Origin of the sequence: Pseudomonas sp. LLC-1 (genome assembly GCF_002992185.1) — a bacterium.
In the GTDB taxonomy this organism is placed as follows: Bacteria; Pseudomonadota; Gammaproteobacteria; order Pseudomonadales; family Pseudomonadaceae; genus Aquipseudomonas; species Aquipseudomonas monteilii.
Genome location: NZ_LUVY01000008.1, coordinates 221,788 through 247,185, shown reverse-complemented (window position 1 = coordinate 247,185; position 25,398 = coordinate 221,788). Strand labels below are relative to the sequence as shown.

At 62.1% G+C, this 25,398-nt stretch carries 23 protein-coding genes and 6 tRNA genes; 9 read left to right on the top strand and 20 right to left on the bottom strand.

Annotated elements, in window-relative coordinates; genetic code table 11:
• Positions 1 to 140: 140 nt before the first annotated feature.
• On the bottom strand, positions 141 to 626 hold the full coding sequence (bkdR, locus tag A0O30_RS07650; protein WP_012273540.1) for a Bkd operon transcriptional regulator BkdR: 486 nt from the start codon (positions 624 to 626) through the stop codon (positions 141 to 143).
• A gap of 198 nt (positions 627 to 824) precedes the next feature.
• On the opposite strand from bkdR, the gene A0O30_RS07645 reads away from it, so the two are divergent.
• From A0O30_RS07645 to lpdA, 4 genes are read left to right on the top strand one after another with little or no spacing between them, the layout of a single operon-like run.
• On the top strand, positions 825 to 2,057 hold the full coding sequence (locus A0O30_RS07645) for a 3-methyl-2-oxobutanoate dehydrogenase (2-methylpropanoyl-transferring) subunit alpha (protein ID WP_105946067.1): 1,233 nt from the start codon (positions 825 to 827) through the stop codon (positions 2,055 to 2,057).
• A 1-nt stretch (position 2,058) separates the two neighbouring features.
• The gene (locus A0O30_RS07640; RefSeq protein WP_012273542.1) at positions 2,059 to 3,117 is read left to right on the top strand and encodes an alpha-ketoacid dehydrogenase subunit beta; all 1,059 of its coding nucleotides are present in this window, start codon (positions 2,059 to 2,061) and stop codon (positions 3,115 to 3,117) included.
• Entirely contained in the window at positions 3,118 to 4,389 is a 1,272-nt protein-coding gene (locus A0O30_RS07635) for a dihydrolipoamide acetyltransferase family protein (RefSeq protein WP_105946066.1), read from the top strand.
• Between the two features lie 2 nt (positions 4,390 to 4,391).
• Positions 4,392 to 5,771, top strand: a complete 1,380-nt coding sequence (gene lpdA / locus A0O30_RS07630) for a dihydrolipoyl dehydrogenase (protein WP_105946065.1) — start codon at positions 4,392 to 4,394, stop codon at positions 5,769 to 5,771.
• A 182-nt stretch (positions 5,772 to 5,953) separates the two neighbouring features.
• Here lpdA and A0O30_RS07625 read toward each other — a convergent pair whose 3' ends face one another.
• A complete protein-coding gene (locus A0O30_RS07625; protein WP_105946064.1) occupies positions 5,954 to 6,952 on the bottom strand; it encodes a sensor domain-containing diguanylate cyclase in 999 nt (332 codons plus the stop codon).
• Positions 6,953 to 7,167: 215 nt separating this feature from the next.
• Here A0O30_RS07625 and A0O30_RS07620 point away from each other — a divergent pair, with 215 nt between their 5' ends.
• Positions 7,168 to 7,695: a hypothetical protein gene (locus tag A0O30_RS07620; protein WP_105946063.1), complete on the top strand. Its 528-nt coding sequence runs from the start codon at positions 7,168 to 7,170 to the stop codon at positions 7,693 to 7,695.
• 52 nt (positions 7,696 to 7,747) lie between these two features.
• Here A0O30_RS07620 and A0O30_RS07615 read toward each other — a convergent pair whose 3' ends face one another.
• Positions 7,748 to 8,626: a LysR family transcriptional regulator gene (locus A0O30_RS07615; RefSeq protein WP_105946062.1), complete on the bottom strand. Its 879-nt coding sequence runs from the start codon at positions 8,624 to 8,626 to the stop codon at positions 7,748 to 7,750.
• A gap of 118 nt (positions 8,627 to 8,744) precedes the next feature.
• Here A0O30_RS07615 and A0O30_RS07610 point away from each other — a divergent pair, with 118 nt between their 5' ends.
• The 3 genes from A0O30_RS07610 (at position 8,745) to A0O30_RS07600 (ending at position 11,396) form a co-directional block, all read left to right on the top strand.
• A complete protein-coding gene (locus A0O30_RS07610) occupies positions 8,745 to 9,479 on the top strand; it encodes an AzlC family ABC transporter permease (protein WP_105946061.1) in 735 nt (244 codons plus the stop codon).
• Positions 9,476 to 9,802 carry an AzlD domain-containing protein gene (locus tag A0O30_RS07605; protein ID WP_016711836.1) on the top strand — a complete coding sequence of 109 codons (327 nt, stop codon included), beginning with the start codon at positions 9,476 to 9,478 and terminating at the stop codon, positions 9,800 to 9,802. Before A0O30_RS07610 ends, A0O30_RS07605 begins: the two co-directional genes overlap by 4 nt.
• A 205-nt stretch (positions 9,803 to 10,007) precedes the next feature.
• Positions 10,008 to 11,396, top strand: a complete 1,389-nt coding sequence (locus tag A0O30_RS07600; RefSeq protein WP_105946060.1) for an amino acid permease — start codon at positions 10,008 to 10,010, stop codon at positions 11,394 to 11,396.
• A gap of 30 nt (positions 11,397 to 11,426) precedes the next feature.
• On the opposite strand, the gene A0O30_RS07595 is transcribed toward A0O30_RS07600, so the two are convergent.
• The 3 genes from A0O30_RS07595 to A0O30_RS27680 all read right to left on the bottom strand — a co-directional run bounded on the left by A0O30_RS07595 (position 11,427) and on the right by A0O30_RS27680 (position 12,484).
• Positions 11,427 to 11,503 (bottom strand) — tRNA-Arg (locus tag A0O30_RS07595).
• Positions 11,504 to 11,614: 111 nt separating this feature from the next.
• On the bottom strand, positions 11,615 to 12,208 hold the full coding sequence (gene phnN, locus A0O30_RS07590; RefSeq protein ID WP_104834201.1) for a phosphonate metabolism protein/1,5-bisphosphokinase (PRPP-forming) PhnN: 594 nt from the start codon (positions 12,206 to 12,208) through the stop codon (positions 11,615 to 11,617).
• A 96-nt stretch (positions 12,209 to 12,304) separates the two neighbouring features.
• On the bottom strand, positions 12,305 to 12,484 hold the full coding sequence (locus A0O30_RS27680; RefSeq protein ID WP_146232438.1) for a hypothetical protein: 180 nt from the start codon (positions 12,482 to 12,484) through the stop codon (positions 12,305 to 12,307).
• Between the two features lie 69 nt (positions 12,485 to 12,553).
• On the opposite strand from A0O30_RS27680, the gene A0O30_RS07585 reads away from it, so the two are divergent.
• Positions 12,554 to 12,880 (top strand): Arc family DNA-binding protein, encoded by a 327-nt coding sequence (locus A0O30_RS07585; RefSeq protein WP_003254499.1) that lies wholly within the window; start codon positions 12,554 to 12,556, stop codon positions 12,878 to 12,880.
• Between the two features lie 68 nt (positions 12,881 to 12,948).
• Here A0O30_RS07585 and mgtE read toward each other — a convergent pair whose 3' ends face one another.
• The 14 genes from mgtE to astA all read right to left on the bottom strand — a co-directional run bounded on the left by mgtE (position 12,949) and on the right by astA (position 25,376).
• A complete protein-coding gene (gene mgtE / locus A0O30_RS07580) occupies positions 12,949 to 14,391 on the bottom strand; it encodes a magnesium transporter (RefSeq protein WP_016711838.1) in 1,443 nt (480 codons plus the stop codon).
• Positions 14,392 to 14,788: 397 nt separating this feature from the next.
• Positions 14,789 to 14,865 (bottom strand) — tRNA-Arg (locus A0O30_RS07575).
• 72 nt (positions 14,866 to 14,937) lie between these two features.
• Positions 14,938 to 15,014: transfer RNA gene (locus tag A0O30_RS07570), tRNA-Arg, on the bottom strand.
• Positions 15,015 to 15,088: 74 nt separating this feature from the next.
• A tRNA-Arg gene (locus tag A0O30_RS07565) sits at positions 15,089 to 15,165 on the bottom strand.
• Between the two features lie 71 nt (positions 15,166 to 15,236).
• A tRNA-Arg gene (locus A0O30_RS07560) sits at positions 15,237 to 15,313 on the bottom strand.
• Between the two features lie 106 nt (positions 15,314 to 15,419).
• A tRNA-Ser gene (locus tag A0O30_RS07555) sits at positions 15,420 to 15,510 on the bottom strand.
• A gap of 72 nt (positions 15,511 to 15,582) precedes the next feature.
• Entirely contained in the window at positions 15,583 to 15,771 is a 189-nt protein-coding gene (gene csrA / locus A0O30_RS07550) for a carbon storage regulator CsrA (protein WP_003254503.1), read from the bottom strand.
• Between the two features lie 167 nt (positions 15,772 to 15,938).
• Positions 15,939 to 17,174 carry an aspartate kinase gene (locus A0O30_RS07545; RefSeq protein ID WP_019099135.1) on the bottom strand — a complete coding sequence of 412 codons (1,236 nt, stop codon included), beginning with the start codon at positions 17,172 to 17,174 and terminating at the stop codon, positions 15,939 to 15,941.
• Positions 17,175 to 17,258: 84 nt separating this feature from the next.
• On the bottom strand, positions 17,259 to 19,883 hold the full coding sequence (gene alaS / locus A0O30_RS07540) for an alanine--tRNA ligase (RefSeq protein ID WP_146256305.1): 2,625 nt from the start codon (positions 19,881 to 19,883) through the stop codon (positions 17,259 to 17,261).
• A 304-nt stretch (positions 19,884 to 20,187) separates the two neighbouring features.
• Entirely contained in the window at positions 20,188 to 21,195 is a 1,008-nt protein-coding gene (astE, locus tag A0O30_RS07535; RefSeq protein ID WP_105946058.1) for a succinylglutamate desuccinylase, read from the bottom strand.
• A 10-nt stretch (positions 21,196 to 21,205) separates the two neighbouring features.
• Complete coding sequence (locus A0O30_RS07530; RefSeq protein WP_003256592.1) at positions 21,206 to 21,496, bottom strand: topoisomerase II; 291 nt, start codon at positions 21,494 to 21,496, stop codon at positions 21,206 to 21,208.
• A 14-nt stretch (positions 21,497 to 21,510) separates the two neighbouring features.
• Complete coding sequence (gene astB / locus A0O30_RS07525) at positions 21,511 to 22,860, bottom strand: N-succinylarginine dihydrolase (RefSeq protein ID WP_105946057.1); 1,350 nt, start codon at positions 22,858 to 22,860, stop codon at positions 21,511 to 21,513.
• A gap of 23 nt (positions 22,861 to 22,883) precedes the next feature.
• Positions 22,884 to 24,347, bottom strand: a complete 1,464-nt coding sequence (astD, locus tag A0O30_RS07520) for a succinylglutamate-semialdehyde dehydrogenase (protein ID WP_105946056.1) — start codon at positions 24,345 to 24,347, stop codon at positions 22,884 to 22,886.
• Entirely contained in the window at positions 24,348 to 25,376 is a 1,029-nt protein-coding gene (gene astA / locus A0O30_RS07515) for an arginine N-succinyltransferase (RefSeq protein ID WP_105946055.1), read from the bottom strand.
• Positions 25,377 to 25,398 lie beyond the last annotated feature (22 nt).

Sequence of the window (25,398 nt, the reverse complement as noted above, 5' to 3'; positions counted from 1 at the left end):
GGGGTGACGCATTCGATTTCATCGATGCCCTGAAGCTGAGCGGTGCTCATGACGCTTGTCCTTGTTGTTGTGCGCTGACAACAACATAGGCTGGGGGTGTTTAAAATATCAAGCACCCTCTTTAGCACCTGTGCTGCCCGCTACTCCCGCAAGGTCATGCCATTGGCCGGCAGGGGCAAAGCGGTTTTGTACCGCACCTGCTTCAAGGCAAAGCTTGAGCGGATATTCGCCACCCCCGGCAACCGCGTGAGGTAATCGAGAAACCGCTCCAGCGCCTGGATGCTCGGCAGCAGCACTCGCAACAGGTAATCCGGGTCGCCCGTCATCAGGTAGCACTCCATCACCTCGGGCCGTTCGGCAATCTCTTCCTCGAAGCGGTGCAGCGACTGCTCTACCTGTTTTTCCAGGCTGACATGGATGAACACATTCACATCCAGCCCCAACGCTTCGGGCGACAACAAGGTCACCTGCTGACGGATCACCCCCAGCTCTTCCATGGCCCGCACCCGGTTGAAACAGGGCGTAGGCGACAGGTTGACCGAGCGTGCCAGCTCGGCATTGGTGATGCGGGCGTTTTCCTGCAGGCTGTTGAGAATGCCGATATCGGTACGATCGAGTTTGCGCATGAGACAAAATCACCGGTTTTTTGTGTTTATGCGGAATGTTTATCTGCCCCGCTCGGCAAAGGCAATCAACTTGAGAGAAAAATTCTCCTGCCGGACCACTAAGATGTAGGGGACGCTGACTTACCAGTCACAAGCCGGTACTCAGCGGCGGCCGCTTCAGAGCTCACAAAAACAAATACCCGAGCGAGCGTAAAAAGCATGAACGAGTACGCCCCCCTGCGTTTGCATGTGCCCGAGCCCACCGGCCGGCCAGGCTGCCAGACCGATTTTTCCTACCTGCGCCTGAACGATGCAGGTCAAGCCCGTAAACCCCCTGTCGATGTCGATGCTGCCGACACCGCCGACCTGTCCTACAGCCTGGTCCGCGTGCTCGACGAGCAAGGCGACGCCCAAGGCCCCTGGGCCGAAGACATCGACCCGCAGATCCTGCGCCAAGGCATGCGCGCCATGCTCAAGACGCGGATCTTCGACAGCCGCATGGTGGTTGCCCAGCGCCAGAAGAAGATGTCCTTCTACATGCAGAGCCTGGGCGAAGAAGCCATCGGCAGCGGCCAGGCGCTGGCACTTAACCGCACCGACATGTGCTTCCCCACCTACCGTCAGCAAAGCATCCTGATGGCCCGCGACGTGTCGCTGGTGGAGATGATCTGCCAGTTGCTGTCCAACGAACGCGACCCCCTCAAGGGCCGCCAGCTGCCGATCATGTACTCGGTGCGCGAAGCCGGCTTCTTCACCATCAGCGGCAACCTGGCGACCCAGTTCGTGCAGGCGGTCGGCTGGGCCATGGCCTCGGCCATCAAGGGCGATACCAAGATTGCCTCGGCCTGGATCGGTGATGGCGCCACCGCCGAGTCGGACTTCCACACCGCCCTCACCTTTGCCCACGTTTACCGCGCCCCGGTGATCCTCAACGTGGTCAACAACCAGTGGGCCATTTCTACCTTCCAGGCCATCGCCGGTGGCGAGTCGACCACCTTCGCCGGCCGCGGCGTGGGCTGCGGCATCGCCTCGCTGCGGGTGGACGGCAACGACTTCGTCGCCGTTTACGCCGCTTCGCGCTGGGCTGCCGAACGTGCCCGCCGTGGTTTGGGCCCGTGCCTGATCGAGTGGGTCACCTACCGTGCCGGCCCGCACTCGACCTCGGACGACCCGTCCAAGTACCGCCCTGCCGATGACTGGAGCCACTTCCCGCTGGGCGACCCGATCGCCCGCCTGAAGCAGCACCTGATCAAGATCGGCCACTGGTCCGAAGAAGAACACCAGGCCACCACGGCCGAGTTCGAAGCGGCCGTGATTGCTGCGCAAAAAGAAGCCGAGCAGTACGGCACCCTGGCCAACGGTCACATCCCGAGCGCCGCCTCGATGTTCGAGGACGTGTACAAGGAGATGCCCGACCACCTGCGCCGCCAACGCCAGGAACTGGGGGTTTGAGATGAACGACCACAACAACAGCATCAACCCGGAAACCGCCATGGCCACCACTACCATGACCATGATCCAGGCCCTGCGCTCGGCCATGGATGTCATGCTTGAGCGCGACGACAATGTGGTGGTGTACGGCCAGGACGTCGGCTACTTCGGCGGCGTGTTCCGCTGCACCGAAGGCCTGCAGACCAAGTACGGCAAGTCCCGCGTGTTCGACGCGCCCATCTCGGAAAGCGGCATCGTCGGCACCGCCGTGGGCATGGGTGCCTACGGCCTGCGCCCGGTGGTGGAAATCCAGTTCGCTGACTACTTCTACCCGGCCTCCGACCAGATCGTTTCTGAAATGGCCCGCCTGCGCTACCGTTCGGCCGGCGAGTTCATCGCCCCGCTGACCCTGCGCATGCCTTGCGGTGGCGGCATCTATGGCGGCCAGACCCACAGCCAGAGCCCGGAAGCGATGTTCACTCAGGTGTGCGGCCTGCGCACCGTGATGCCATCCAACCCGTACGACGCCAAAGGCCTGCTGATTGCCTCGATCGAATGCGACGACCCGGTGATCTTCCTGGAGCCCAAGCGCCTGTACAACGGCCCGTTCGACGGCCACCACGACCGCCCGGTTACGCCGTGGTCGAAACACCCGCACAGCGCCGTGCCTGACGGCTACTACACCGTGCCACTGGACAAGGCCGCCATCACCCGCCCCGGCAATGACGTGACCGTGCTCACCTATGGCACCACCGTGTACGTGGCCCAGGTGGCCGCCGAAGAAAGTGGCGTGGACGCCGAAGTGATCGACCTGCGCAGCCTGTGGCCGCTAGACCTGGACACCATCGTCGAGTCGGTGAAAAAGACCGGCCGTTGCGTGGTGGTACACGAGGCCACCCGTACCTGTGGCTTTGGCGCAGAACTGGTGTCGCTGGTGCAGGAGCACTGCTTCCACCACCTGGAGGCGCCGATCGAGCGCGTCACCGGTTGGGACACCCCCTACCCTCACGCGCAGGAATGGGCTTACTTCCCAGGGCCTTCGCGGGTAGGTGCGGCATTGAAAAAGGTCATGGAGGTCTGAATGGGCACGCACGTCATCAAGATGCCGGACATTGGCGAAGGCATCGCGCAGGTCGAGTTGGTGGAATGGTTCGTCAAGGTGGGCGACATCATCGCCGAGGACCAGGTGGTTGCCGACGTCATGACCGACAAGGCCACCGTGGAAATCCCGTCGCCGGTCAGCGGCAAGGTGCTGGCCCTGGGTGGCCAGCCCGGTGAAGTGATGGCGGTCGGCAGTGAGCTGATCCGCATCGAAGTGGAAGGCAGCGGCAACCATGTGGATGCGCCGCAAGCCAAGCCGGCCGAAGCGCCTGTGGCCCCGGTAGCCGCTAAACCTGAACCACAGAAAGACGTTAAACCGGCGGCGCACCAGGCGCCAGCCAACCACGAGGCAGCGCCCATCGTGCCGCGCCAACCGGGCGACAAGCCACTGGCCTCGCCGGCGGTGCGCAAACGTGCGCTGGATGCTGGTATCGAACTGCGTTACGTGCATGGCAGCGGCCCGGCCGGGCGCATCCTGCACGAAGACCTCGACGCGTTCATGAGCAAACCGCAAAGCGCAGCCGGGCAAACCCCCAATGGCTATGCCAGGCGCACCGACAGCGAGCAGGTGCCGGTGATCGGCTTGCGCCGCAAGATCGCCCAGCGCATGCAGGACGCCAAGCGCCGGGTCGCGCACTTCAGCTATGTGGAAGAAATCGACGTCACCGCCCTGGAAGCCCTGCGCCAGCAGCTCAACAGCAAGCACGGCGACAGCCGTGGCAAGCTGACGTTGCTGCCGTTTCTGGTGCGCGCCCTGGTCGTGGCGCTGCGTGACTTCCCGCAGATCAACGCCACCTACGATGACGAAGCGCAGATCATCACCCGCCATGGCGCGGTGCATGTGGGCATCGCCACCCAGGGTGACAACGGCCTGATGGTCCCCGTGTTGCGCCACGCCGAAGCGGGCAGCCTGTGGACCAATGCCGGTGAGATTTCACGCCTGGCCAACGCTGCGCGCAACAACAAGGCCAGCCGCGAAGAGCTGTCCGGCTCGACCATCACCCTGACCAGCCTCGGCGCCCTGGGTGGCATCGTCAGCACGCCGGTGGTCAACACCCCGGAAGTGGCAATCGTCGGTGTCAACCGCATGGTTGAGCGGCCCGTGGTGATCGACGGCCAGATCGTCGTGCGCAAGATGATGAACCTGTCCAGCTCGTTCGACCACCGCGTGGTCGATGGCATGGACGCCGCCCTGTTCATCCAGGCCGTGCGTGGCCTGCTCGAACAACCCGCCTGCCTGTTCGTGGAGTGAGCATGCAACAGACTATCCAGACAACCCTGTTGATCATTGGCGGCGGCCCTGGCGGCTATGTGGCTGCCATCCGCGCCGGGCAACTGGGCATCCCTACCGTGCTGGTGGAAGGCCAGGCGCTGGGCGGTACCTGCCTGAACATCGGCTGCATTCCATCCAAGGCGCTGATCCATGTGGCCGAGCAGTTCCACCAGACCTCGCGCTTTACCGAGCCCTCGCCGCTGGGCATCAGCGTGGCTTCGCCGCGCCTGGACATCGGCCAGAGCGTGGCCTGGAAAGACGGCATCGTCGACCGCCTGACCACCGGTGTCGCCGCCCTGCTGAAAAAGCACGGGGTGAAGGTGGTGCACGGCTGGGCCAAGGTGCTTGATGGCAAGCAGGTCGAGGTGGATGGCCAGCGCATCCAGTGCGAGCACCTGTTGCTGGCCACGGGCTCCAGCAGTGTCGAACTGCCGATGCTGCCGCTGGGTGGGCCGGTGATCTCCTCTACCGAGGCCCTGGCACCGAAAGCCCTGCCGCAACACCTGGTGGTGGTGGGCGGTGGCTACATCGGCCTGGAGCTGGGCATCGCCTACCGCAAGCTCGGCGCGCAGGTCAGCGTGGTGGAAGCGCGCGAGCGCATCCTGCCGACTTACGACAGCGAACTGACCGCCCCGGTGACCGAGTCGCTGAAAAAGCTGGGTATCGCCCTGCACCTTGGCCACAGCGTCGAAGGTTACGAAAATGGCTGCCTGCTGGCCAACGATGGCAAGGGCGGACAACTGCGCCTGGAAGCCGACCAGGTGCTGGTGGCCGTGGGCCGCCGCCCACGCACCAAGGGCTTCAACCTGGAATGCCTGGACCTGAAGATGAATGGCGCCGCCATTGCCATCGACGAGCGCTGCCAGACCAGCATGCACAACGTCTGGGCCATCGGCGACGTGGCCGGCGAACCGATGCTGGCGCACCGGGCCATGGCCCAGGGCGAGATGGTGGCCGAGATCATCGCCGGCAAGGCACGCCGCTTCGAGCCCGCTGCGATAGCCGCCGTGTGCTTCACCGACCCGGAAGTGGTCGTGGTCGGCAAGACGCCGGAACAGGCCAGCCAGCAAGGCCTGGACTGCATCGTCGCGCAGTTCCCGTTCGCCGCCAACGGCCGGGCCATGAGCCTGGAGTCGAAAAGCGGTTTCGTGCGCGTGGTCGCGCGGCGTGACAACCACCTGATCCTGGGTTGGCAAGCGGTTGGCGTGGCGGTTTCCGAACTGTCCACGGCGTTTGCCCAGTCGCTGGAGATGGGTGCCCGCCTGGAGGATGTGGCCGGTACCATCCATGCCCACCCGACCCTGGGTGAGGCGGTACAGGAAGCGGCACTGCGTGCCCTGGGCCACGCCCTGCATATCTGACACTGAAGCGGCCGAGGCCGATTTGGCCCGCCGCGCCTAGAGGCGCTGCGGGTCTTTTTTATACCTGTACCGGCCCTATCGCCGGCAAGCCAGCTCCCACAGGTACTGCGCAGGCCTCAGGCCTTGTGCTGTACCTGTGGGAGCTGGCTTGCCGGCGATAGGGCCGGTACAGGCAAACCAATTCACTCGGCAATGGCGTTCTTGCCAGCCCCCTTGGCCCGGTACAGCGCCTTGTCAGCCCGTGCCAGCAGTGCATGCTGGTCCTCCCCTTCCTGCCACTGCACCACGCCATAACTCATGGTCAGCCGGCATTCACCCACAGGCTCCAGTTGCGCCATCACCTGGCGCAAGCGCCCGGCGACATCCAGCGCCTCGCCCAGCGTGCTCTGCGGCAACACGATGACAAACTCGTCCCCGCCCCAGCGCGCCAACAGGTCCAGTTCGCGCAGGCAGGTCCGCAGGCTGTCGACCACCCGCACCAGCGCAGCATCGCCCCGAGCATGCCCGTAGCGGTCGTTGATCGGCTTGAAATCATCCAGGTCCATGGCGATCAGCGACAACGGCTGGCGGAAACGCTGCGCCCGCTCGCACTCCAGCTGCAGGGCCTTTTCCAACCGATAGCGGTTGGCAATACGGGTCAACGCATCACGCTCGGCCAACTCACGGTTCTCGTCCAGTTGCCGCTGCAACTGCTGGTTCACCCAGGACAACTCACGGGTGCGCTCGGCCACCTGCCCTTCCAGCGACTGGTTCTTCTGCTCCAGCTGCGCCACCAGGCGTTTGCCGGCGTCGATGTTGCGGTGCGCACCGAGCATGCGCGCCACCGAACCGTCTTCGTTACGGTCGATGATGTAGCCGCTGTCTTCGATCCACAGGTAGCTGCCATCGTCGCAACGGCAGCGGTATTCGATGAGGTAGCGCTCGTTGCGCTGGCTGATATACGCCTCGAAATGCGCCATTACCCGTGGGTAGTCTTCCGGGTGAATCACGCTTTCCCAGGTCAGTACCGAGTTGGCCATGGAGTGGCTGGCGTAGCCGAGCATCGCGTACCAGCCCGGGTTGCGATAGACGTAGCCGGTGTTGGCATTCCAGTCCCAGATGCCATCGCTGATCAACTCGAATAACGTGTGCAACTGCTGTTCACTGAAGCCGGCGGGGGCCGGCCTGGTTTCCTGATTCATGGACGCTCTCCCTGATGCCCAGCAACTGCGCTCCGGTCAAGGGGCTGCCGACAATGTGTAATTTGCCGCAGGCGGCAAGATCATGCCTCTGACGGGCAAGCATATGCCCGCCGTGCCACGACCGGAATAGCCCCAGCGCTCTATTTACGCGCCGCCCCGACTGGCATGGCATTTGCCCCTCCTCGCCTGCCACTCACATTTCCAAGGAGGATTTCATGACTATCGCCCTCAACGGCCTCGGCTGGCAGGCCGCAGTCCACCAGCAACAACGCACCAGCGGCGTCGACCCGGCGGCAGGCGATATGCTGCAGTTTCGCCTACCGGTAGTGGCCAGCAATGCCACGGCGCAACAGGGCAGTGAGAATACCTCGCAGCAGGATGCCGAAGACGCCCGCGAAGAAGCGTTTGCCAAGCTCAAGCTGCAACTGCAGAACCCTGGCACCAGCATCGGCCCGTCCGCTGACGCAAGCACGGAAGTAACCAGCAGTGCCAGGCAAGCGTTTCAGGACCTGATGTCCAAATCGCACGGCGAGATGATCAAGGAAAAACTGCTGAGCGAAATTGGCCTGACCGAAGCGCAGTACGAAGCCCTGCCGCCAGAGGTGAAGGCCAAGGTCGGCGAGTTGATCGCTCAGCGCTTGCAAGAGGAGATCGAGAACCGGATCCAGGAGAAAGCACAAGAACAGCTCTCCCAGGCAGACGGCACATCCGATGGCAATGAAGACGCGGTAAGCCACGTGTGAGGATTGGCGACGAGACCTGTCGGGGGCGCCATCCGACAGGCAGAGCCAAGGCTCAAGCCAACTGCAACAGCGCCTCCTCCACCGCAGCCACCACCTGGTTGCCCTTGGCACCCGGTAATCGCCACGCGGCAATGGTCATGCCCAAAGGCACCGCGCAGTCGATTGGCGCCACCAGTTCGCCGCTGTCCAGGTAGCGTTGCACCAGGCTTCTGCGCCCCATCAGTACACCCGCAGCGAGCAAGGCCTGCTGCAATGCAATCGAGTACAGGGAAAAGCCCGGCCCACGGGCCACGAACTTGTGCCCGGGCATGGCTGCGCCGGTCCACACCGCCCAGTCATTCCAGCCTACGTCAGCAATGCAACGGGCATTGGCAAGGTCCGCAGGGGTGATGATGCTCTCTGCCAGGGCCGGTACGCATACGGGCAACACTTCTTCCGTGGCGATCCTGCGCTGCCAGCGCTCAGGTTTTTCGGTGTAGAACAGGCACAGGTCGAATGGGCTGCGTTTGAGGTTGGGCGGCTCATCCACCGCCGTAACCGAGATCTCGATGGGCGCCAGCAAGCGGGTCAATTCCGGCAGGCGTGGCCCTATCCACAACTGCGCCAGGGCCGGCGACGTCACAATGTGCACACGCTGCGGCGCAGCCAGCCGCCGTAGCGTACGCGCGGCAGCTTCCACTGCATCGAACGCCTCGGTGAACTGGCTTTTCACGCTTTCACCCAGGGGCGTAAGGCGTACGCCCTTGGCATGGCGCTCAAACAACGCAGCGCCGTATTCGTTTTCCAGCGTCTTGACCAAGGCGGCGATGGCCCCTGGGGTCACCTTGAGTTCGAGTGCGGCACGCGCGAAACCGCCCAGGCGCGCAGACGCCTCGAAGGCGCGCAAGGCATTGAGCTGGAGCGAGTGCCGGGTGGGGCTGTCGAGATACACGGTAGGAGACCTATATTTTTTAGGCCTACTATTCCAGAAATCTGACGTTGTGGCCAACTGTCAGGCGCATTAACGTGAGGGTGTCCATGCGCCTTCCGAACACCTCCAAGGAACTCCCATGCAGTACCCAAGCGCGACCCAAGCATTCAAGCAGGGCGCACAAAGCGTTCTGCCGTTGACCTCCGGCATTGTGCCTTTTGGCCTGATCACCGGGGTTACGGCAATCGGCATGGGCCTGTCACCCGCCGACGCCATTGGCATGACCCTGCTGTTCTACTCCGGCTCTGCGCAAATGGTGGTGATGCAGTTGATGCAAAACGCCGCCCTGCCAGTGACGATGGTGGTTACAGCACTGGTGATCAACCTGCGCTTTTTGATGTACAGCGCCAGCCTGGCCCCACACTTGGGCCACCTCCCGCGCCGCCACAAGTGGCCAATGGCGTTCATGCTCTCGGACCAGTCCTTTGCCCTGTGCACGCTGAAAATGGGCACAGGCGGGCTAGGCCAGCATGCCTACCCCTATTACGCCGGCACGGCGATCACCATGTGGTTCGGCTGGAACCTCTCGGTACTGGCGGGCATGTACCTGGGCGCAGGCATTCCGGAAGACTGGTCACTGGGTTTTGCCATACCGTTGTCGTTCCTGGCCTTGCTGATACCCGGCATTCGCAATACCGCCATGCTCGGCGCCGCGCTGACCGGTGGCGTGCTTGCGGTGCTGGCCGTTGACCTGCCCTACAACCTTGGCCTGCTGACCGGTGCCGTGGGCGGGATCATCGCCGGGCTGGCCATCGAGAGCCGGCAAAAACAACACGCCGTACCTGAAGCCCATACAGAGCAGAACGCATCATGAGCGAAACGACCCAGTGGATAACCTTCGTACTGATCGGCCTGGGCACCTTCGCCATCCGGCTGTCGTTCATCGAACTGCACACGGTGCTGCGCATCCCGCCGCTGTTTCGCCGCGCACTGGCCTATGTGCCGGCCAGTGTACTGGCTGCGCTGGTGTTGCCGGCCGTGGTCTTCCCTGACCGACATGCCGGGTTCGACTGGACGAACCCGCAGATACCCGCGGCGGTACTGGCTGCGCTGGTAGCCTGGCGCACACGCAGCACGATGCTGACGCTGGTTGTGGGCATGGGGGTGTTGTGGGCACTGAAGCACTGGGGGCTTTAGGAGAAAGTGTCAGCCGCGCGGCATGAAGCGCAACAGTCCTTAGGAAAAATCAGCAGGATGTTGTGCACAGAATTCGTTTGAGGTCCTTGGCCTTATTGTCCATGGTGGCAGCCTGGTAGCTATTTGCCACGCGTGGACGCAGGCGCACGACAGTGCCTGCGTAGGGGGACGTTGTCGGCCCCCAATAATAAGAGAGGACAAGGAAATGCAATCCAACAGTTTGAAACAAAGCCTGAAGCAGCGGCACATCACCATGATTGCCCTGGGCGGGGTAATCGGTGCCGGGCTGTTCATGGGGTCTGGCGCGTTAATCGCCTCGGCGGGCCCTGCGGCCATCCTGTCGTACTTCATCGGGGGGTTGGTGGTCACCCTGGTCATGTTCATGCTCGGCGAAATGGCCTGCCGCAACCCGGATGCCGGTTCGTTCTCGACCTACGCCAACACCTACCTCGGTGACTGGGCCGGGTTTGCTGTCGGCTGGCTGTACTGGTTCAAGTCGATGATGACCATCACCCTCGAAGCCGTGCTGTTGGGCGCGATCCTGCATGACTTTTTACCTTGGCTGCCGATCTGGGCAGGCGCTTTCCTGATGCTGGTGACGCTGATGGCCAGCAACGCCTACTCGGTACGTTCCTTTGCCGAAGTGGAATACTGGCTGGCCGCGATGAAGGTTGCCACCATTGTCATCTTCATGCTGCTGGGCATTTCGATCCTGCTTGGCCTGCACAGCAACATTCCCTCCCCCGGGCTGGTCAACCTCACCGCCCATGACGGCTTCATGCCCAACGGCCTGTCACCGGTAATGGCCGGCGTGATCGTGGTGATCTTCTCGCTGGGCGGCAGCGAAATTGCCGCCGTGGCTGCAGGGGAGTCGGAAAACCCGCGACAGAACGTGATTCGCGCAATCAAGAGCGTGATCCTGCGGGTGATGCTGTTCTATGTAGGCTCGGTGTCGATCCTGATCCTTTGCCTGCCGTGGACCGACAAGGCCAACCTGGCCTCACCCTACGTTTCGCTGTTCAGCCTGGCCGGGTTCGGTGGTGCTGCGGTGGCCATGAAACTGGTGCTGTTCGTCTCGTTCATGTCGGTGATGAATTCGTTCATGTTCTCCAACTCGCGCATGCTGTTCTCCCTCAGCCAGCGCGGGCACGCACCCAAGCTGTTCTCGCGCACGAGCGCCAAAGGTGTGCCGATCAATGCATTGCTGCTTAGCCTGTCGATCTGCACGATGATCCTGACCGTGCACTTCGTCAGCGGCGGCGACCTGTTCATGACCTTGGCCAAGAGCACGGGCAGCCTGGTGATGGTCGTATGGATCTTCATCATCATCGCCCACGTGGCCATGCGCTGGAAAACCCGCCATGAAGCGATCGACCCGGCTGCCTTCCGGGCCTGGCTGTTCCCGTATGCCAACATCGTCGCGTTGTTCGCCTTGCTGGCGGTGATCGGCACCCAGGCATTCGAACCGGCGTCACGCTTCCAGTTCTGGTTCACAGTGCTGACAGTGGTACTGGTGGTGGCGGGGTACTTCGTGATGCGTCAGCGCCTGGCCGGTAGCAAGGCAGACGAACAACACCATCGCGCGTTGCAATGATGGAGGGTGGGCATATGGGGAAACAGGAAATGGCGTCCCAGGCAGGAATTGAACCTGCAACCTTCCCCTTAGGAGGGGGATGCTCTATCCAATTGAGCTACTGAGACGCAAGCACCGGCAGCGAGCGCTGCACAGCGGGACGGCCAGCATGTTAACCAGCATGCTGGCGTTTGTCATGCCTCTACCTGGCTTTTTCGCGTAATCCTTTTCTGGCACTGCTACACCGGCGGCAGCACACCTTCATCGCGAAGCAACCCGAACAGGGCCGCGACCGCGGCCTCCAGGCTTGTCGAGTTGTCCAGCACATGCACCGAAGGATCGGACAACACCTGCAAACGAGCACTGCGCGCCAACCGCTGTTCAACCTCTTCGACGCTTTCGCGGCCCCGGGCCAGCAAGCGCTGGCGCAGCACATCCGGCCTGACCTCGACCAGCACTGCCAGCATGCCCGGGTAACGCTGACGCGCTTCGGGCAGGTAAGCCCGCGAGCCATTCACCAGCACCGCCTTGCCCGCCGCCAGCCACTCATCCACCTGGCGGGGAATGCCATAGCCCAGGCCATTGGCCCGCCAGCACATGGCAAATGCCCCCTGCGCGCACAGGGTTTCAAACTGTTCCGCCGTGACCCCTTGGGCAGCTTCGCCCTTGGCTTCAGCGGAGCGAGTAATGACCCGACGGGCAACCTCTACCCCGGCGGCCGCCAGCCGCTCACGCGAAGCGTCGATCAGGGAATCTTTTCCCGAACCTGACGGTCCTACCAGAAATATCAGCCGGCCTGTCCCTGATCGGCGGTCGCTTGCGTCATGTTGCATAGCCACTATGCTCTATGGAGGGAAACCGGCGCATTCTAGGGGTTTTCCTGTCCTTTTGCTGTGTTTTACCAGTTTTTGACGGCAAAAGACTGACGGTCAGGCAAGCCGGAGCATGTAAAACTTTTCAAACCAGTGCTCATTTCTGATAATTGGTACTGGCATAAAGCCTTTATCCGGCTCACTATTTGTCACAGAATTGACGCCAAGGAAACGGCGACCATGAGGCAAGATGAGCATCCATTTTTCACTGACGGTTGAACATTTTGTCGTCGCCACGGTCGTACTTCCACCCCGTGCGGCCAATTTGAGAACCGCTTCCCCTGAACCAAACTCCGGTCAATTTATATGCGCCCAATGAAACAGGCTATTTATTCGAGCCGCACCGCTGACAAGTTCGTCGTCCGCCTGCCAGACGGGATGCGTGAGCGCATTGCCGAGGTAGCGCGCAACCATCACCGCAGCATGAACTCCGAAATCATCGCGCGCCTGGAGCAGAGCCTTATCCAGGAAGGTGCGTTGGGTGACGAGCTGAGCATGCGCCTGGACAGCCCTGAGTTGTCCCTGCATGAGCGCGAGTTGCTGCAGCGCTTCCGCCAACTGTCTCACCGCCAGCAGAATGCCTTGGTCGCCCTCATCGCTCACGATGTGGAAATGGCCGCCGACGCCTCCTGAGGCCTGCAAGCGAGCACAAAAAAGCCAGCGTAAGCTGGCTTTTTTGTGGGTGGCTGGTTCTGGCGAGCCTACAGCAGGAACAAGGTGGCCAGACCGAGGAAGATGAAGAAGCCGCCACTGTCGGTCACGGCAGTGATCATCACACTCGCCCCCATCGCCGGGTCGCGCCCCAAGCGGGCCAGTGTCATCGGGATGAGCACACCCATCAGCGCCGCCAGTAACAGGTTCAAGGTCATCGCGGCGGTCATCACCACGCCCAGCGACCAGCTGCCGTACAACCAGAAAGCCACGGCACCAATCACTCCGCCCCACACCAGGCCGTTGATCAGCGACACCGCCAACTCTTTGCGCATCAGGCGGCTGGTATTGCCCGGCGATACCTGGTCCAGCGCCATGGCGCGGACAATCATGGTGATGGTCTGGTTACCCGAGTTGCCACCAATACCCGCAACGATCGGCATCAACGCAGCCAACGCCACCAGCTTTTCGATCGACCCCTCGAACACCCCGATCACTCGCGAAGCGAGGAACGCGGTAATCAGATTGATCGCCAGCCACGCCCAGCGGTTGCGGAACGAGCGCCAGACCGAAGCAAAGATGTCTTCCTCTTCACGCAGACCCGCCATGTTGAGGACTTCGCTCTCGCTCTCCTCACGGATCAGGTCGACCATCTCGTCAATGGTCAAACGGCCGATCAGGCGCTCACCCTTGTCTACGACAGGTGCCGATACCAGGTCGTAACGCTCGAAAGCCTGCGCCGCATCATAGGCATCTTCCTCGGGCTGGAAGGATACCGGGTCGGTCGCCATGACCTCCGCCACCTTCTTCTCCGGGTCGTTGACCAGCAGGCGCTTGATGGGCAACACACCCTTGAGGATGCCGTCGTAATCGACCACGAACAGTTTGTCGGTGTGGTTGGGCAGCTCTTTCAGGCGGCGCAGGTAGCGCAGCACCACTTCCAGGCTGACGTCTTCGCGGATGGTGACCATCTCGAAGTCCATCAGCGCACCGACCTGCTCCTCGTCGTAGCTCAGCGCCGAACGTACACGTTCGCGTTGCTGGGCATCGAGGGTTTCCATCAGCTCATGGATAACGTCGCGCGGCAGCTCTGGGGCCAGGTCGGCCAGCTCGTCGGCGTCCATTTCCTTGGCGGCAGCCAACAGCTCGTGATCGTCCATGTCAGCGATCAGCGATTGACGAACCGAGTCGGATACTTCCAGCAGGATGTCGCCATCGCGGTCCGAGCGCACCAGCTGCCAGACCGTCAGACGGTCTTCCAGGGGCAAGGCTTCGAGGATATAGGCGATGTCGGCGGGGTGCAGGTCATCGAGCTTGCGCTGCAACTCGACGAGGTTCTGGCGGTGGACGAGGTTTTCCACCAGGTCGTTGTGCGCGCCTTCCTGGCGGTGAGTCAGGTCTTCGACGACACGCTGGCGCTGCAGCAGTTCGACCACCTGGGCCAGGCGATCCTGCAGGCTCTCTTGCGCTTTTTTTACTTCTACTTCAGTCATAGGCGAACTCCACTCCCAGCAGCGGAGCACGCCGGGAGAATCAATCGGTCAGATCTTTCTGTATGAATCGTGTTAGCGAGTAACTACTGGGTAAGTCCATGGTGGTTTTCCACAAGCCCCGGCGGGGCTGACGGGCGCAATCATACACTGCTAAAGCTGTCAGATCGCTTAAATTTTTGGCCAGAACAATCGTTTGCGTGATAAAGCTAGGACAACGCTCGAAGCTATCAGTGCGACGGTTGTTGTGGATGGGAAAGCACATTTGTTTAGGTTGCCGCACGGCGGCGCCAAGCTACACCACAATCATTACAGAAGAGCGTAGATCGACATCACCAACAATTCATTGGCGCAGAAAAACAAAAAGCCCGCTCAAATGAGCAGGCTTCTTGATGGGGTATGGCGGACTCAGCAGGATTCGAACCTGCGACCGCTCGGTTCGTAGCCGAGTACTCTATCCAGCTGAGCTATGAGTCCGTGGTGGTAGTTTTAGACCAGGTTACCACTGGTTGACTGAAACAGCTTTGCAAGCAGAGCCACTTCAAAAAGTGGCGGACTCAGCAGGATTCGAACCTGCGACCGCTCGGTTCGTAGCCGAGTACTCTATCCAGCTGAGCTATGAGTCCGCGATTGGCAGTTTTAGACCAGGTTACCGCTGGTTGACTGAAGCAGCTTTGCAAGCAGAGCCACTTCAAGAAAGTGGCGGACTCAGCAGGATTCGAACCTGCGACCGCTCGGTTCGTAGCCGAGTACTCTATCCAGCTGAGCTATGAGTCCGCGATTGGAAGTTTTAGACCAGATACCGCTGGTTGATTGAAGCAGCCTTGCAAACAAAGCCACTTCAAAAGTGGCGGACTCAGCAGGATTCGAACCTGCGACCGCTCGGTTCGTAGCCGAGTACTCTATCCAGCTGAGCTATGAGTCCGTGTCTTGCCGCGCATTATAGGTCGCTGAAACATTTTTGCAAGAACGTTTTCGTTTAAAATCAACTACTTAGCGTTCTTACCGTTTACAGCGCCCTACGCAAATAATGGCGGTGAAGGGGGGATTCGAACCCCCGATACCCTTATGAGGTATACTCCCTTAGCAGGGGAGCGCCTTCGGCCACTCGGCCACCTCACCGCAACACGAGGCGAATATTAAAGAACCTCTTTCACCTTTGCAACCCTTTTTTTGAAAAAAACTTCAAAAAAATTAAAGGCTTGGCTCTTCATCCTTCTCCTTCTTGATCCGCAGGTAGATTTCCTCGCGGTGAACAGCCACTTCTTTCGGGGCGCTGACGCCAATACGCACCTGGTTGCCTTTGACGCCAAGCACCGTCACGGTGATCTCGCCGTCTCCAATGATCAGGCTCTCGGCGCACCGACGAGTCAGAATCAACATAGCTTTCTCCTTACGCAAAACATTCAGGGGTAACAGTCTTGGGTATCAGGGCCAGTCGTGGACGACGACGGGGCCCCGGTTACGCGCCACACAGGGCAGGACAGGGCCTGCGTGGCGAGCAGAAACGCGAAGGGCGCGGCACCAGCCGCGCCCTTCCAGGCAGCGCCTTACTCGCCCTGTCGGGCAGGAGCGTCGAGCTCGAACGCGGTGTGCAGCGCGCGTACGGCCAGCTCCAGGTACTTCTCTTCGATCACTACCGAGACCTTGATCTCGGAGGTGGAGATCATCTGGATGTTGATGCTCTCCTTGGCCAGGGCTTCGAACATGCGGCTGGCCACACCGGCGTGCGAACGCATGCCGACGCCAACGATCGAGACCTTGGCAATCTTGGTGTCGCCGATCACTTCACGGGCACCGATTTCGCGGGCGGTGTTTTCCAGCACGCTTTGCGCCTTCTCGTACTCGTTGCGGTGTACGGTGAAGGTGAAGTCGGTGGTGTTATCGTGGGCAACGTTCTGCACGATCATGTCCACTTCGATGTTCGAAGCGCTGATCGGGCCGAGGATCTTGAAGGCCACGCCCGGGGTGTCCGGCACGCCGCGAATGGTCAGCTTGGCTTCATCACGGTTGAAGGCGATACCGGAAATGATCGGCTGTTCCATGGATTCCTCTTCATCAATGGTAATGAGGGTACCCGGACCCTCCTTGAAGCTGTGCAGCACGCGCAGCGGGACGTTGTACTTGCCGGCGAACTCCACCGAACGGATCTGCAGCACCTTGGAACCGAGGCTGGCCATTTCCAGCATCTCTTCGAAGGTGATCTTCTCCAGGCGCTGGGCCTGCGGCACGACGCGCGGGTCGGTGGTGTAGACGCCATCGACGTCGGTGTAGATCTGGCACTCGTCCGCCTTCAGCGCTGCCGCCAGGGCCACGCCGGTGGTGTCGGAGCCGCCACGGCCCAGGGTGGTGATGCTGCCGTGCTCGTCCACACCCTGGAAGCCCGCCACCACGACCACGCGGCCTTCCTTGAGGTCGGCGCGAATCTTCTGGTCGTCGATCTGCAGGATGCGCGCCTTGTTGTGCGCGCTGTCGGTAAGGATGCGCACCTGGTTGCCGGTGTAGGACACCGCTGGCACACCACGCTTGATCAAGGCCATGGTCAGCAGGGCAATGGTGACCTGCTCACCGGTCGACACGATCACGTCCAGTTCACGCGGAACCGGCTGATCGGTGATCTGCTTGGCCAGGTCGATCAGACGATTGGTTTCACCGCTCATGGCCGACAATACAACCACCAGGTCGTCGCCCGCTTCACGGTGTTTCTTGACCTTTTCGGCTACCTGCTCGATCCGCTCGATGGAACCGACAGAGGTGCCGCCAAATTTCTGTACGATCAACGCCATTTCAATGGTGCCTCAGCCCATACAGGGCCCCAAAAAACAATCCAACATGAAGAGGCCGGCGACTAGACCACCGGCCCCTCCATCTCAAAGTCCCTGCTCTGCGAATGGCACGGCCAGCGCCAGGGCCTGGTCCAGTGCAGCGACGTCGACGCCACCACCCTGGGCCATGTCCGGACGGCCACCGCCCTTGCCACCCACCGCCGCAGCGGCTTGTTTCATCAGATCGCCAGCCTTGAGTTGGCTGGAGAGGTCCTTGGTTACGCCGGCCACCAGCACAACCTTGCCCTCATGCTCGCTGCCCAGCAGGATCACTGCGTGGCCGAGCTTGTTCTTCAGCTGATCGACCAGGGCCAGCAGGGCCTTGCCGTCCTGCCCATCCAGGCGGGCAGCAAGCACCTTGGCGCCCTTGACCTCAACGGCCGCGTTGGAGAGATCGTCCCCGGCGGCGCTGGCGGCCTTGGCCTGCAGCTGTTCCAGCTGCTTCTCCAGCTGGCGGTTGCGCTCAAGCACAGCCGACAGCTTGTCGATCAGGTTGTCGCGGTTACCTTTCACCAGTTGCGCGGCTTCCTTGACCTGCTCTTCGGCAGCGTTCAGGTAGGCCAGCGCTGCTGCGCCGGTAACGGCTTCGATACGACGTACGCCAGAGGCCACGCCGCCTTCGCTGATGATCTTGAACAGGCTGATGTCACCGGTGCGCTTGGCGTGGATACCGCCGCACAGCTCAACCGAGAAATCACCGCCCATGCTCAGTACACGCACGGTGTCGCCGTACTTCTCGCCGAACAACGCCATGGCGCCTTTGGCCTTGGCGGTTTCGATGTCGGTCAGTTCGGTTTCTACCGGGGTGTTCTTGCGCACTTCGCGGTTGACGATGTCTTCCAGGGCCTTGATCTGCTCCGGTTTCACCGCTTCGAAGTGGCTGAAGTCGAAACGCAGGCGCTGGCTGTCGACCAGCGAGCCCTTCTGCTGTACGTGCTCACCCAGCACCTGGCGCAGCGCTTCGTGCAGCAGGTGGGTGGCGGAGTGGTTCAGCGAGGTGGCGTGCTGCACGTCGGCATCGACCTTGGCCTCGACCGGCGAGCCGATCACCAGCGCACCGCTGGCGACCACGCCGTGGTGCAGGAAGGCACCACCGGTCTTGGTGGTGTCGCGCACGTCGAAACGCGCGGCGCCAGCCTGCAGGAAACCGGTGTCACCCACCTGGCCACCGGATTCGGCGTAGAACGGCGTACGGTCGAGCACAACCACGCCCTGCTCGCCTTCGCCCAACTGGTCGACGGACTGGCCGTCCTTGTACAGGGCGATGATCTTGCCCTGGCCTTCGGTGGCGTCGTAGCCGAGGAACTCGGTGGCGGTGTCGACCTTGACCAGGCTGTTGTAGTCCATGCCGAAGGCGCTGGCGGAACGGGCACGCTCACGCTGGGCGTCCATTTCGCGCTCGAAGCCGGCTTCGTCGATGGTCAGCTCGCGCTCACGGGCGATGTCGGCGGTCAGGTCCATCGGGAAGCCGTAGGTGTCGTACAGCTTGAACACCACGTCGCCCGGTACCACGTCGCCTTTGAGCTGAGCCAGGTCTTGCTCAAGAATACGCAGGCCCTGCTCCAGGGTCTTGGCAAACTGCTCTTCCTCGGCCTTGAGCACGCGCTCGATGTGCGCTTGCTGGCTCTTCAGCTCTGGGAAGGCTTCGCCCATTTCGGCGGCCAGTGCGGCGACGATCTGGTAGAAGAAGCTGCCCTTGGCGCCCAGCTTGTTACCGTGACGGCAGGCGCGGCGGATGATGCGGCGCAGCACATAGCCACGGCCTTCGTTGGACGGCAGCACGCCGTCGGCGATCAGGAAACCGCACGAACGGATATGGTCGGCCACCACTTTCAGCGAGGCCTGGCCGTCGTTGCTGCAACCGATGGCCTTGGCAGCCGCCGCCAGCAGGTTCTGGAACAGGTCGATCTCGTAGTTCGAGTGCACGTGCTGCAGCACGGCGCTGACACGCTCCAGGCCCATGCCGGTGTCTACCGACGGCGCTGGCAGCGGGTGCAGCACGCCGTCGGCGGTGCGGTTGAACTGCATGAAAACGTTGTTCCAGATCTCGATGTAACGGTCGCCGTCTTCTTCTGGCGAGCCGGGTGGGCCGCCCCAGATGTCTGCGCCGTGGTCGTAGAAAATCTCGGTGCACGGTCCGCACGGGCCGGTGTCGCCCATGGTCCAGAAGTTGTCGGAGGCGTACGGGGCGCCTTTGTTGTCGCCGATGCGCACCATGCGCTCTTCCGGCACACCGACTTCCTTGGTCCAGATGTCGTAGGCTTCGTCGTCAGTGGCGTAAACGGTGACCCAGAGCTTTTCCTTGGGCAGGTTCAGCCATTTGTCCGAGGTCAGGAAGGTCCAGGCGAAGGTGATGGCATCGCGCTTGAAATAGTCGCCGAAGCTGAAGTTCCCCAGCATTTCGAAGAAGGTGTGGTGACGCGCGGTGTAACCGACGTTTTCCAGGTCGTTGTGCTTGCCACCGGCGCGCACGCACTTCTGGCTGCTGACGGCACGGGTGTAGGCACGCTTCTCCGCGCCGAGGAAGCAGTCCTTGAACTGGTTCATACCGGCATTGGTGAACAGCAAGGTCGGGTCGTTGTTCGGGATCAGCGAACTGGAGGCGACTCGGGTATGGCCCTGCTCTTCGAAGAAGCGAAGGAAGGCTTCACGGATTTCTGCGCTTTTCATAGGTTCTTCCACGGAAACGGCGGCCCACTTGGGCAAACACGTCGACGAAACGACGGCAAAGGGCCGCATTATATCGGTCCTGCAATCTCGATGCAGTGTGTTTATACGATAGAAACCGTCGTTTGAACGGTTTTTCGGGCTATGCAAACGAAAATGACATGACCGGATGCTAAATCCTGCCTTTCGCCACTGGCAAGCCAATTACCGCCGATGGGGAGGGAAAATGGAACAGGCGGTGAATTAAAAGGTTTTCATCATGAATGGGATCCGAAACCGAGTCGCCTGTTTCGCAGGCGACGCGGTCTCAGCCCAGCCGCTGCCCCGAATCCGGCACGATCAGGATGCCGGCCCGCAAGCCATTCTTGACCTTGGGGTTTGGGAAGATGATGCGCGCACCCTCCTCCTCGACCACCCAGCGCGTCTCGGCCAGGTCTTCGGCCAGCAGGTAACCCTTGCTCAGCTCGGAGAAGTTCTCGATGTCCGCGGGCAGGTGCAGGTGGAAGCTGTCGCTGTGCTTGATAATCTCGCGAGACACGCTGAACAGCTGCAGGCCATCCAGCGAACCCTCGCCCTCTGGCTCGGTCGCCTCGATGATGCGGATCAGCCGCTCTTCCAGCTTGTCGAGGTTGACTTGCTCGTTCTGGCCGAACGGGCGAGCCTTGCCAAGCTCCAGGGTGAAGGCTTCAGCATCCAGCTGCTCATAGGTGAAGGCACTGAAAGTGATGGAGGATTTGCTCTGCAACAGCACCGCCTCCATGCCCGCTGCCGCCAGGCGCGCCAACTCACGACGAGAATGCTTGCGCCCCTCTTTATAAGGGTACAAGGCGAATTGCTCGATCTTCGAACCGCGAATGGCGGTATGCAGGTCGTAATGCAGGCGGCTGCGCCCCGGCTTGCTGAAGAACACCCGGGCGAACTGCTCCAGTTCGGCGGCACGCAATGCCTCGAAACCACTGGAAAGCTCATGGCGGCCGTTGAACAGCCGGTTGATGTCCTGCTCGATAAAGCGCTCACCCTTGCGGATGGCCGCCGGGTTGCCGAACAGGAACAGCAACCGTGCCTTGGGTTTGATCTTGCCATTGGCCACGCCGTGCAGCAGCCGCTCGAGCAATTCGATCGGCGCTGTTTCGTTGCCATGGATGCCGGCGGACAACAGCAAGTCCAGCCCGCAGTCCTCGTGCTCGGCAGGGCGCACTTCCAGCGCGCCCTCCCCCAGCCAGCGCAAACGCGCGCCCTTGGGTGTCACTTGGGTCTTCTCGGCCGGTTCGTGATCGGTGAGGGTCAGCTCAAGCAATTTGCCAAGGGCGAGCATAGGGGCTTCCTTAGTGGTGGTGGCCGCAGTCAGGGCCGTGGACGTGATCGTCGTCTTCGCCAACCTCGGCCGGCTCCATTTCCAGCTGCAGGCTGACCAGATTGGTGGCCATCGGGCGCAGCAGCAGGTTGGCATACTCGGTGTCGTCTTCCTCGACATCCACACCGATCAGCAGCTGGCCACGGCCGTCCTGCTGAATCCACACTTCCTTGCCTTGCCAGACCACGGCAAAACGGGTGCAGGAAGTTTCCAGCTGGGTGCCGTCTTCATCTTCGAGGATCAGGCGCAGGGCGTCGGTCATTGCAAAGTCTCTCTTCAAGGTTGTCGTTGGAACGGGTACACCGAACCCAACTTCAGGATCTGGGTCAATTCGTCCAGTGCCGTACGGCATTCCACCAGCAGTTGTGGGTCGGCCAGGTCCGCGTCGCTCAAGCGATCGCGATAATGCTTGTCGACCCACCCTACCAAGGTGTCGTACAGCGGGGCGGTCATGATAACGCCTTGGTTGACCGCTGCCAGTTCCGATTCCTTCAACGCCACACGCAAACGCAGGCAAGCCGGGCCACCACCGTTCTGCATGCTCTGCTTGAGGTCGAACACCTTGACCTCCTTCACCGGGCCGCCCTGGCTGGTCAGCTGGCCCAGGTAGGCCCAGACCCGCTCGTTGTTGCGGCACTCTTCCGGCACCACCAGCAGCATGGAACCGTCGTCGCGGCTGAGCAGCTGGCTATTGAACAGGTAGGAACGCACCGCATCCTCAACCGTCACCTCCGCGCGTGGCACACAGATAGCCTGGAAGTTGCCACCCTTGCTGGCCAGTTTAGCTCGCAGCTGGCCAAGCACCGTGTCGGTCTCCAGGAAGGCGTCCTCGTGGTAGAACAGCACCTCGCCGTTACCCACCGAAATCACATCGTTGTGGAACACGCCCTGGTCGATCACCGCCGGGTTCTGTTGAGCGTAGACCACACCGCCATCACTCAGCCCATGCAGCCGGGCCACGGCCTGCGAGGCCTCCAGGGTTTGTCGGGCCGGGTACTTCTGCGGCGCCGGGTAGCGGCTGTCGAAGGCACTGCGGCCGTAAACGAAGAACTCAACGCCCGGCTCGCCATAGGCACGGCAGAAGCGCGTGTGGTTGGCCGCGCCCTCGTCACCGAACTGTGCCACGGCAGGCAATGCTGCGTGGTGGGCAAAGTGTTTCTCGTTGTTGAACATGGCGCCCAGCACACGGCTGGTGGTCGGGTGCTCGATGCTGCGGTGGTACTTGCAGTTCAGGTTGGCAGCGGTGAAATGCACGCGGCCATCCGCGGTGTCGGCACTGGGGCTGACCGTGGCCGCGTTGGCTACCCACATGCTCGACGCCGAGCAGCTGGCCACCAGCAGCGGCATCGCTTCTTTAGCCGCACGTTGGATCACTTCGGCATCGCTGCCGCTGAAGCCCAGGCGGCGCAGGGCGGCCACATCCGGGCGTTCCTGCGGCGCCAGCACGCCTTGCTTGAAGCCCAGGTCAGCCAGCGCCTTCATTTTCGCCAGGCCCTGGCGCGCGGCTTCACGCGGGTTGGAGCCCTGCTGGCTGTTGCTTTGCGAAGCCACGTTGCCGTAGGACAGGCCGCCATAGTTGTGGGTAGGCCCCACCAGGCCATCAAAATTCACTTCATAGGATTTCATCGGCTAGGCTCCGTGACCTGTTGTTATAGGGTGACGCCCGGCGTCAACGTCGCCGGCAAGGCAAGGCTGGCGGTCTCCAGCGAAGCCACGGGGTAAGCGCAGTAATCAGCCGCGTAATAGGCGCTGGCGCGGTGGTTGCCACTGGCCCCCACACCGCCGAACGGCGCGCTGCTGGCGGCACCGGTCAGTTGCTTGTTCCAGTTGACGATGCCGGCACGGCTGCGCAGCCAGAAGTACTGGTAGCGGGCGCGGGAGTCGGACAACAACCCGGCGGCCAGGCCGTACTGAGTGTTGTTGGCTTCATCGATGGCCGTATCGAAGTCGGCATAACGGATGACTTGCAGCAGTGGGCCGAAGAACTCTTCGTCCGGTCGCCCGGCCACGCCAGTGACATCGACGATGCCCGGGGTCAGCAGCGCGGCATCGGCCTGCGGCTGGGTCATTTCCAGCAGCTTCACGCCACCGTTGGCAACCAGCTCGGCCTGGGCCGCCATCAGCGCCTGCGCCGCTTGCAGCGAGATCACCGACCCCATGAAAGGCGCCGGTTGCTCATCGAACGCACCTACCGTGATGGTTTTGCACACTTCGACCAGGCGCGCGATCAGCGCATCACCCCAGGCACCTTGCGGCACCAGCAGGCGCCGGGCACAGGTGCAGCGCTGGCCGGCAGAAATGAACGCCGACTGGATAATGGCGTACACCGCCGCGTCGATGTCCTTGACCTCGTCCACCACCAGCGGGTTGTTGCCCCCCATTTCCAGGGCCAGGATTTTGTCCGGGCGACCGGCGAACTGCTGGTGCAGCAGGTTGCCGGTGCGGCTGGAACCGGTGAAGAACAGGCCATCGATGCCTGGGTTGGCAGCCAGCGCCACACCGGTTTCGCGTGCGCCCTGCACCAGGTTCAGCACACCCGCCGGCAAGCCAGCGGCGATCCAGCAATTGACGGTCAGCTCGGCCACCTTGGGGGTCAGCTCACTGGGCTTGAACACCACGCAATTGCCTGCCAACAACGCCGGCACAATGTGGCCGTTAGGCAAGTGGCCAGGGAAGTTGTAAGGGCCGAAGACGGCCACCACGCCGTGGGGCTTGTGCCGCAACACCGCCGTGGCATCGGCCAGCGGGCCACTCTTTTCGCCGGTGCGCTCGCGGTAGCTTTGCACCGAAATCGCCACCTTGTTGATCATGCTGGTGACTTCGGTCGCCGACTCCCACAGCGGCTTGCCGGTTTCCTCGCCGATGCACTGAGCCATGGCTTCGGCGTGCGCTTTCAACTGCGCCGCGAACTTCTCCAGCACATCGATGCGCGCTTCCAGGCTCAACTGCGCCCAGGCCGGGAACGCCTGGCGCGCGGCCTGCACGGCAGCGTCCACCTGGCTGGCATCGGCGCCCTGTCCTTGCCAGATCACGGCCTGGGTCACCGGGTTCAGCGACTGCAGGGCTTCGCCCTGGCCGGCCTGCCAATTGCCTGCGATGAAATGCGTGGTCATTTACTGGGCCTCCCGGCTAGCCGACAGCGGCACCGCACGCACATTGTCGCCGGCGCCCATGCGCAGGCGCTTGGCGGTCAGCGGGTCGACCACCAGGGTGCCGGCGGCCAACCGCGCAGGTGCAGCCGTGATACGGCAGTCGTCGCGCTTGCGGTTGTGGATGATGTAAGGGGTGGCGTCATCGCCCGGCGTACCGACCGCCAGCACCAGGGTCTGGCTCTCGCGCACGGCGCGGATCTTGGCGGTGTCGCATTCGATGGCCGGGCCAGCATCGAAGATGTCGACGTAGCCCTGGTAGTTGAAGCCTTCTTGCTTGAGCATGGCCAGCGCCGGCTCGGTGTCCTTGTGCACACGGCCGATCACATTGCGCGCCGCCTCGGACAGGAAGCAGGTGTACAGCGGGAACTTGGGCATCAGCTCGGCGATGAACGACTTGTTGCCCACGCCAGTGAGGTAGTCCGCCTGGCTGAACTCCATCTTGAAGAAGTGCCGGCCCAGGCTTTCCCAGAACGGCGAACGCCCCTGCTCGTCCGACATGCCGCGCATTTCGGCAATGATCTTCTTGCCGAACAGCTCGGGGAATTCGGCAATGAACAGCATGCGCGCGCGCGACAGCAGGCGGCCATTCAGCCCGGAGCGATAGTCGCTGCGCAGGAACAGCGAGCACAGCTCGGAGTTGCCAGTCAGGTCGTTGGCCAGGAACAGCGTGGGGATTTCGCGGTAGATCTTCAGCTCCTGCGAGGCGCTGACGGTCAGGCCGACCCGGTAGTTGTACCAGGGCTCGCGCAGGCCGACGGCACCGGCAATGGCACTGATGCCCACCACCAGGCCTTCGTCGTTTTCCAGCACGAACAGGTAGTCGGTGTCGCCACGCTCGGCCTCGCCACGGAAGCTTTTTTCCGCCCAGCCAACGCGATGCCCCAGGCGCTCTTCGTTGGCCGGCAGCGTGGTCAGCCCGGTGGTACCGGTGCTGCGTGCCAATTCGATCAACGCAGGCAAATCGCTGCTGCGTACAGGACGAACGATCATGCTATCTCCTTGTGCGACGGCA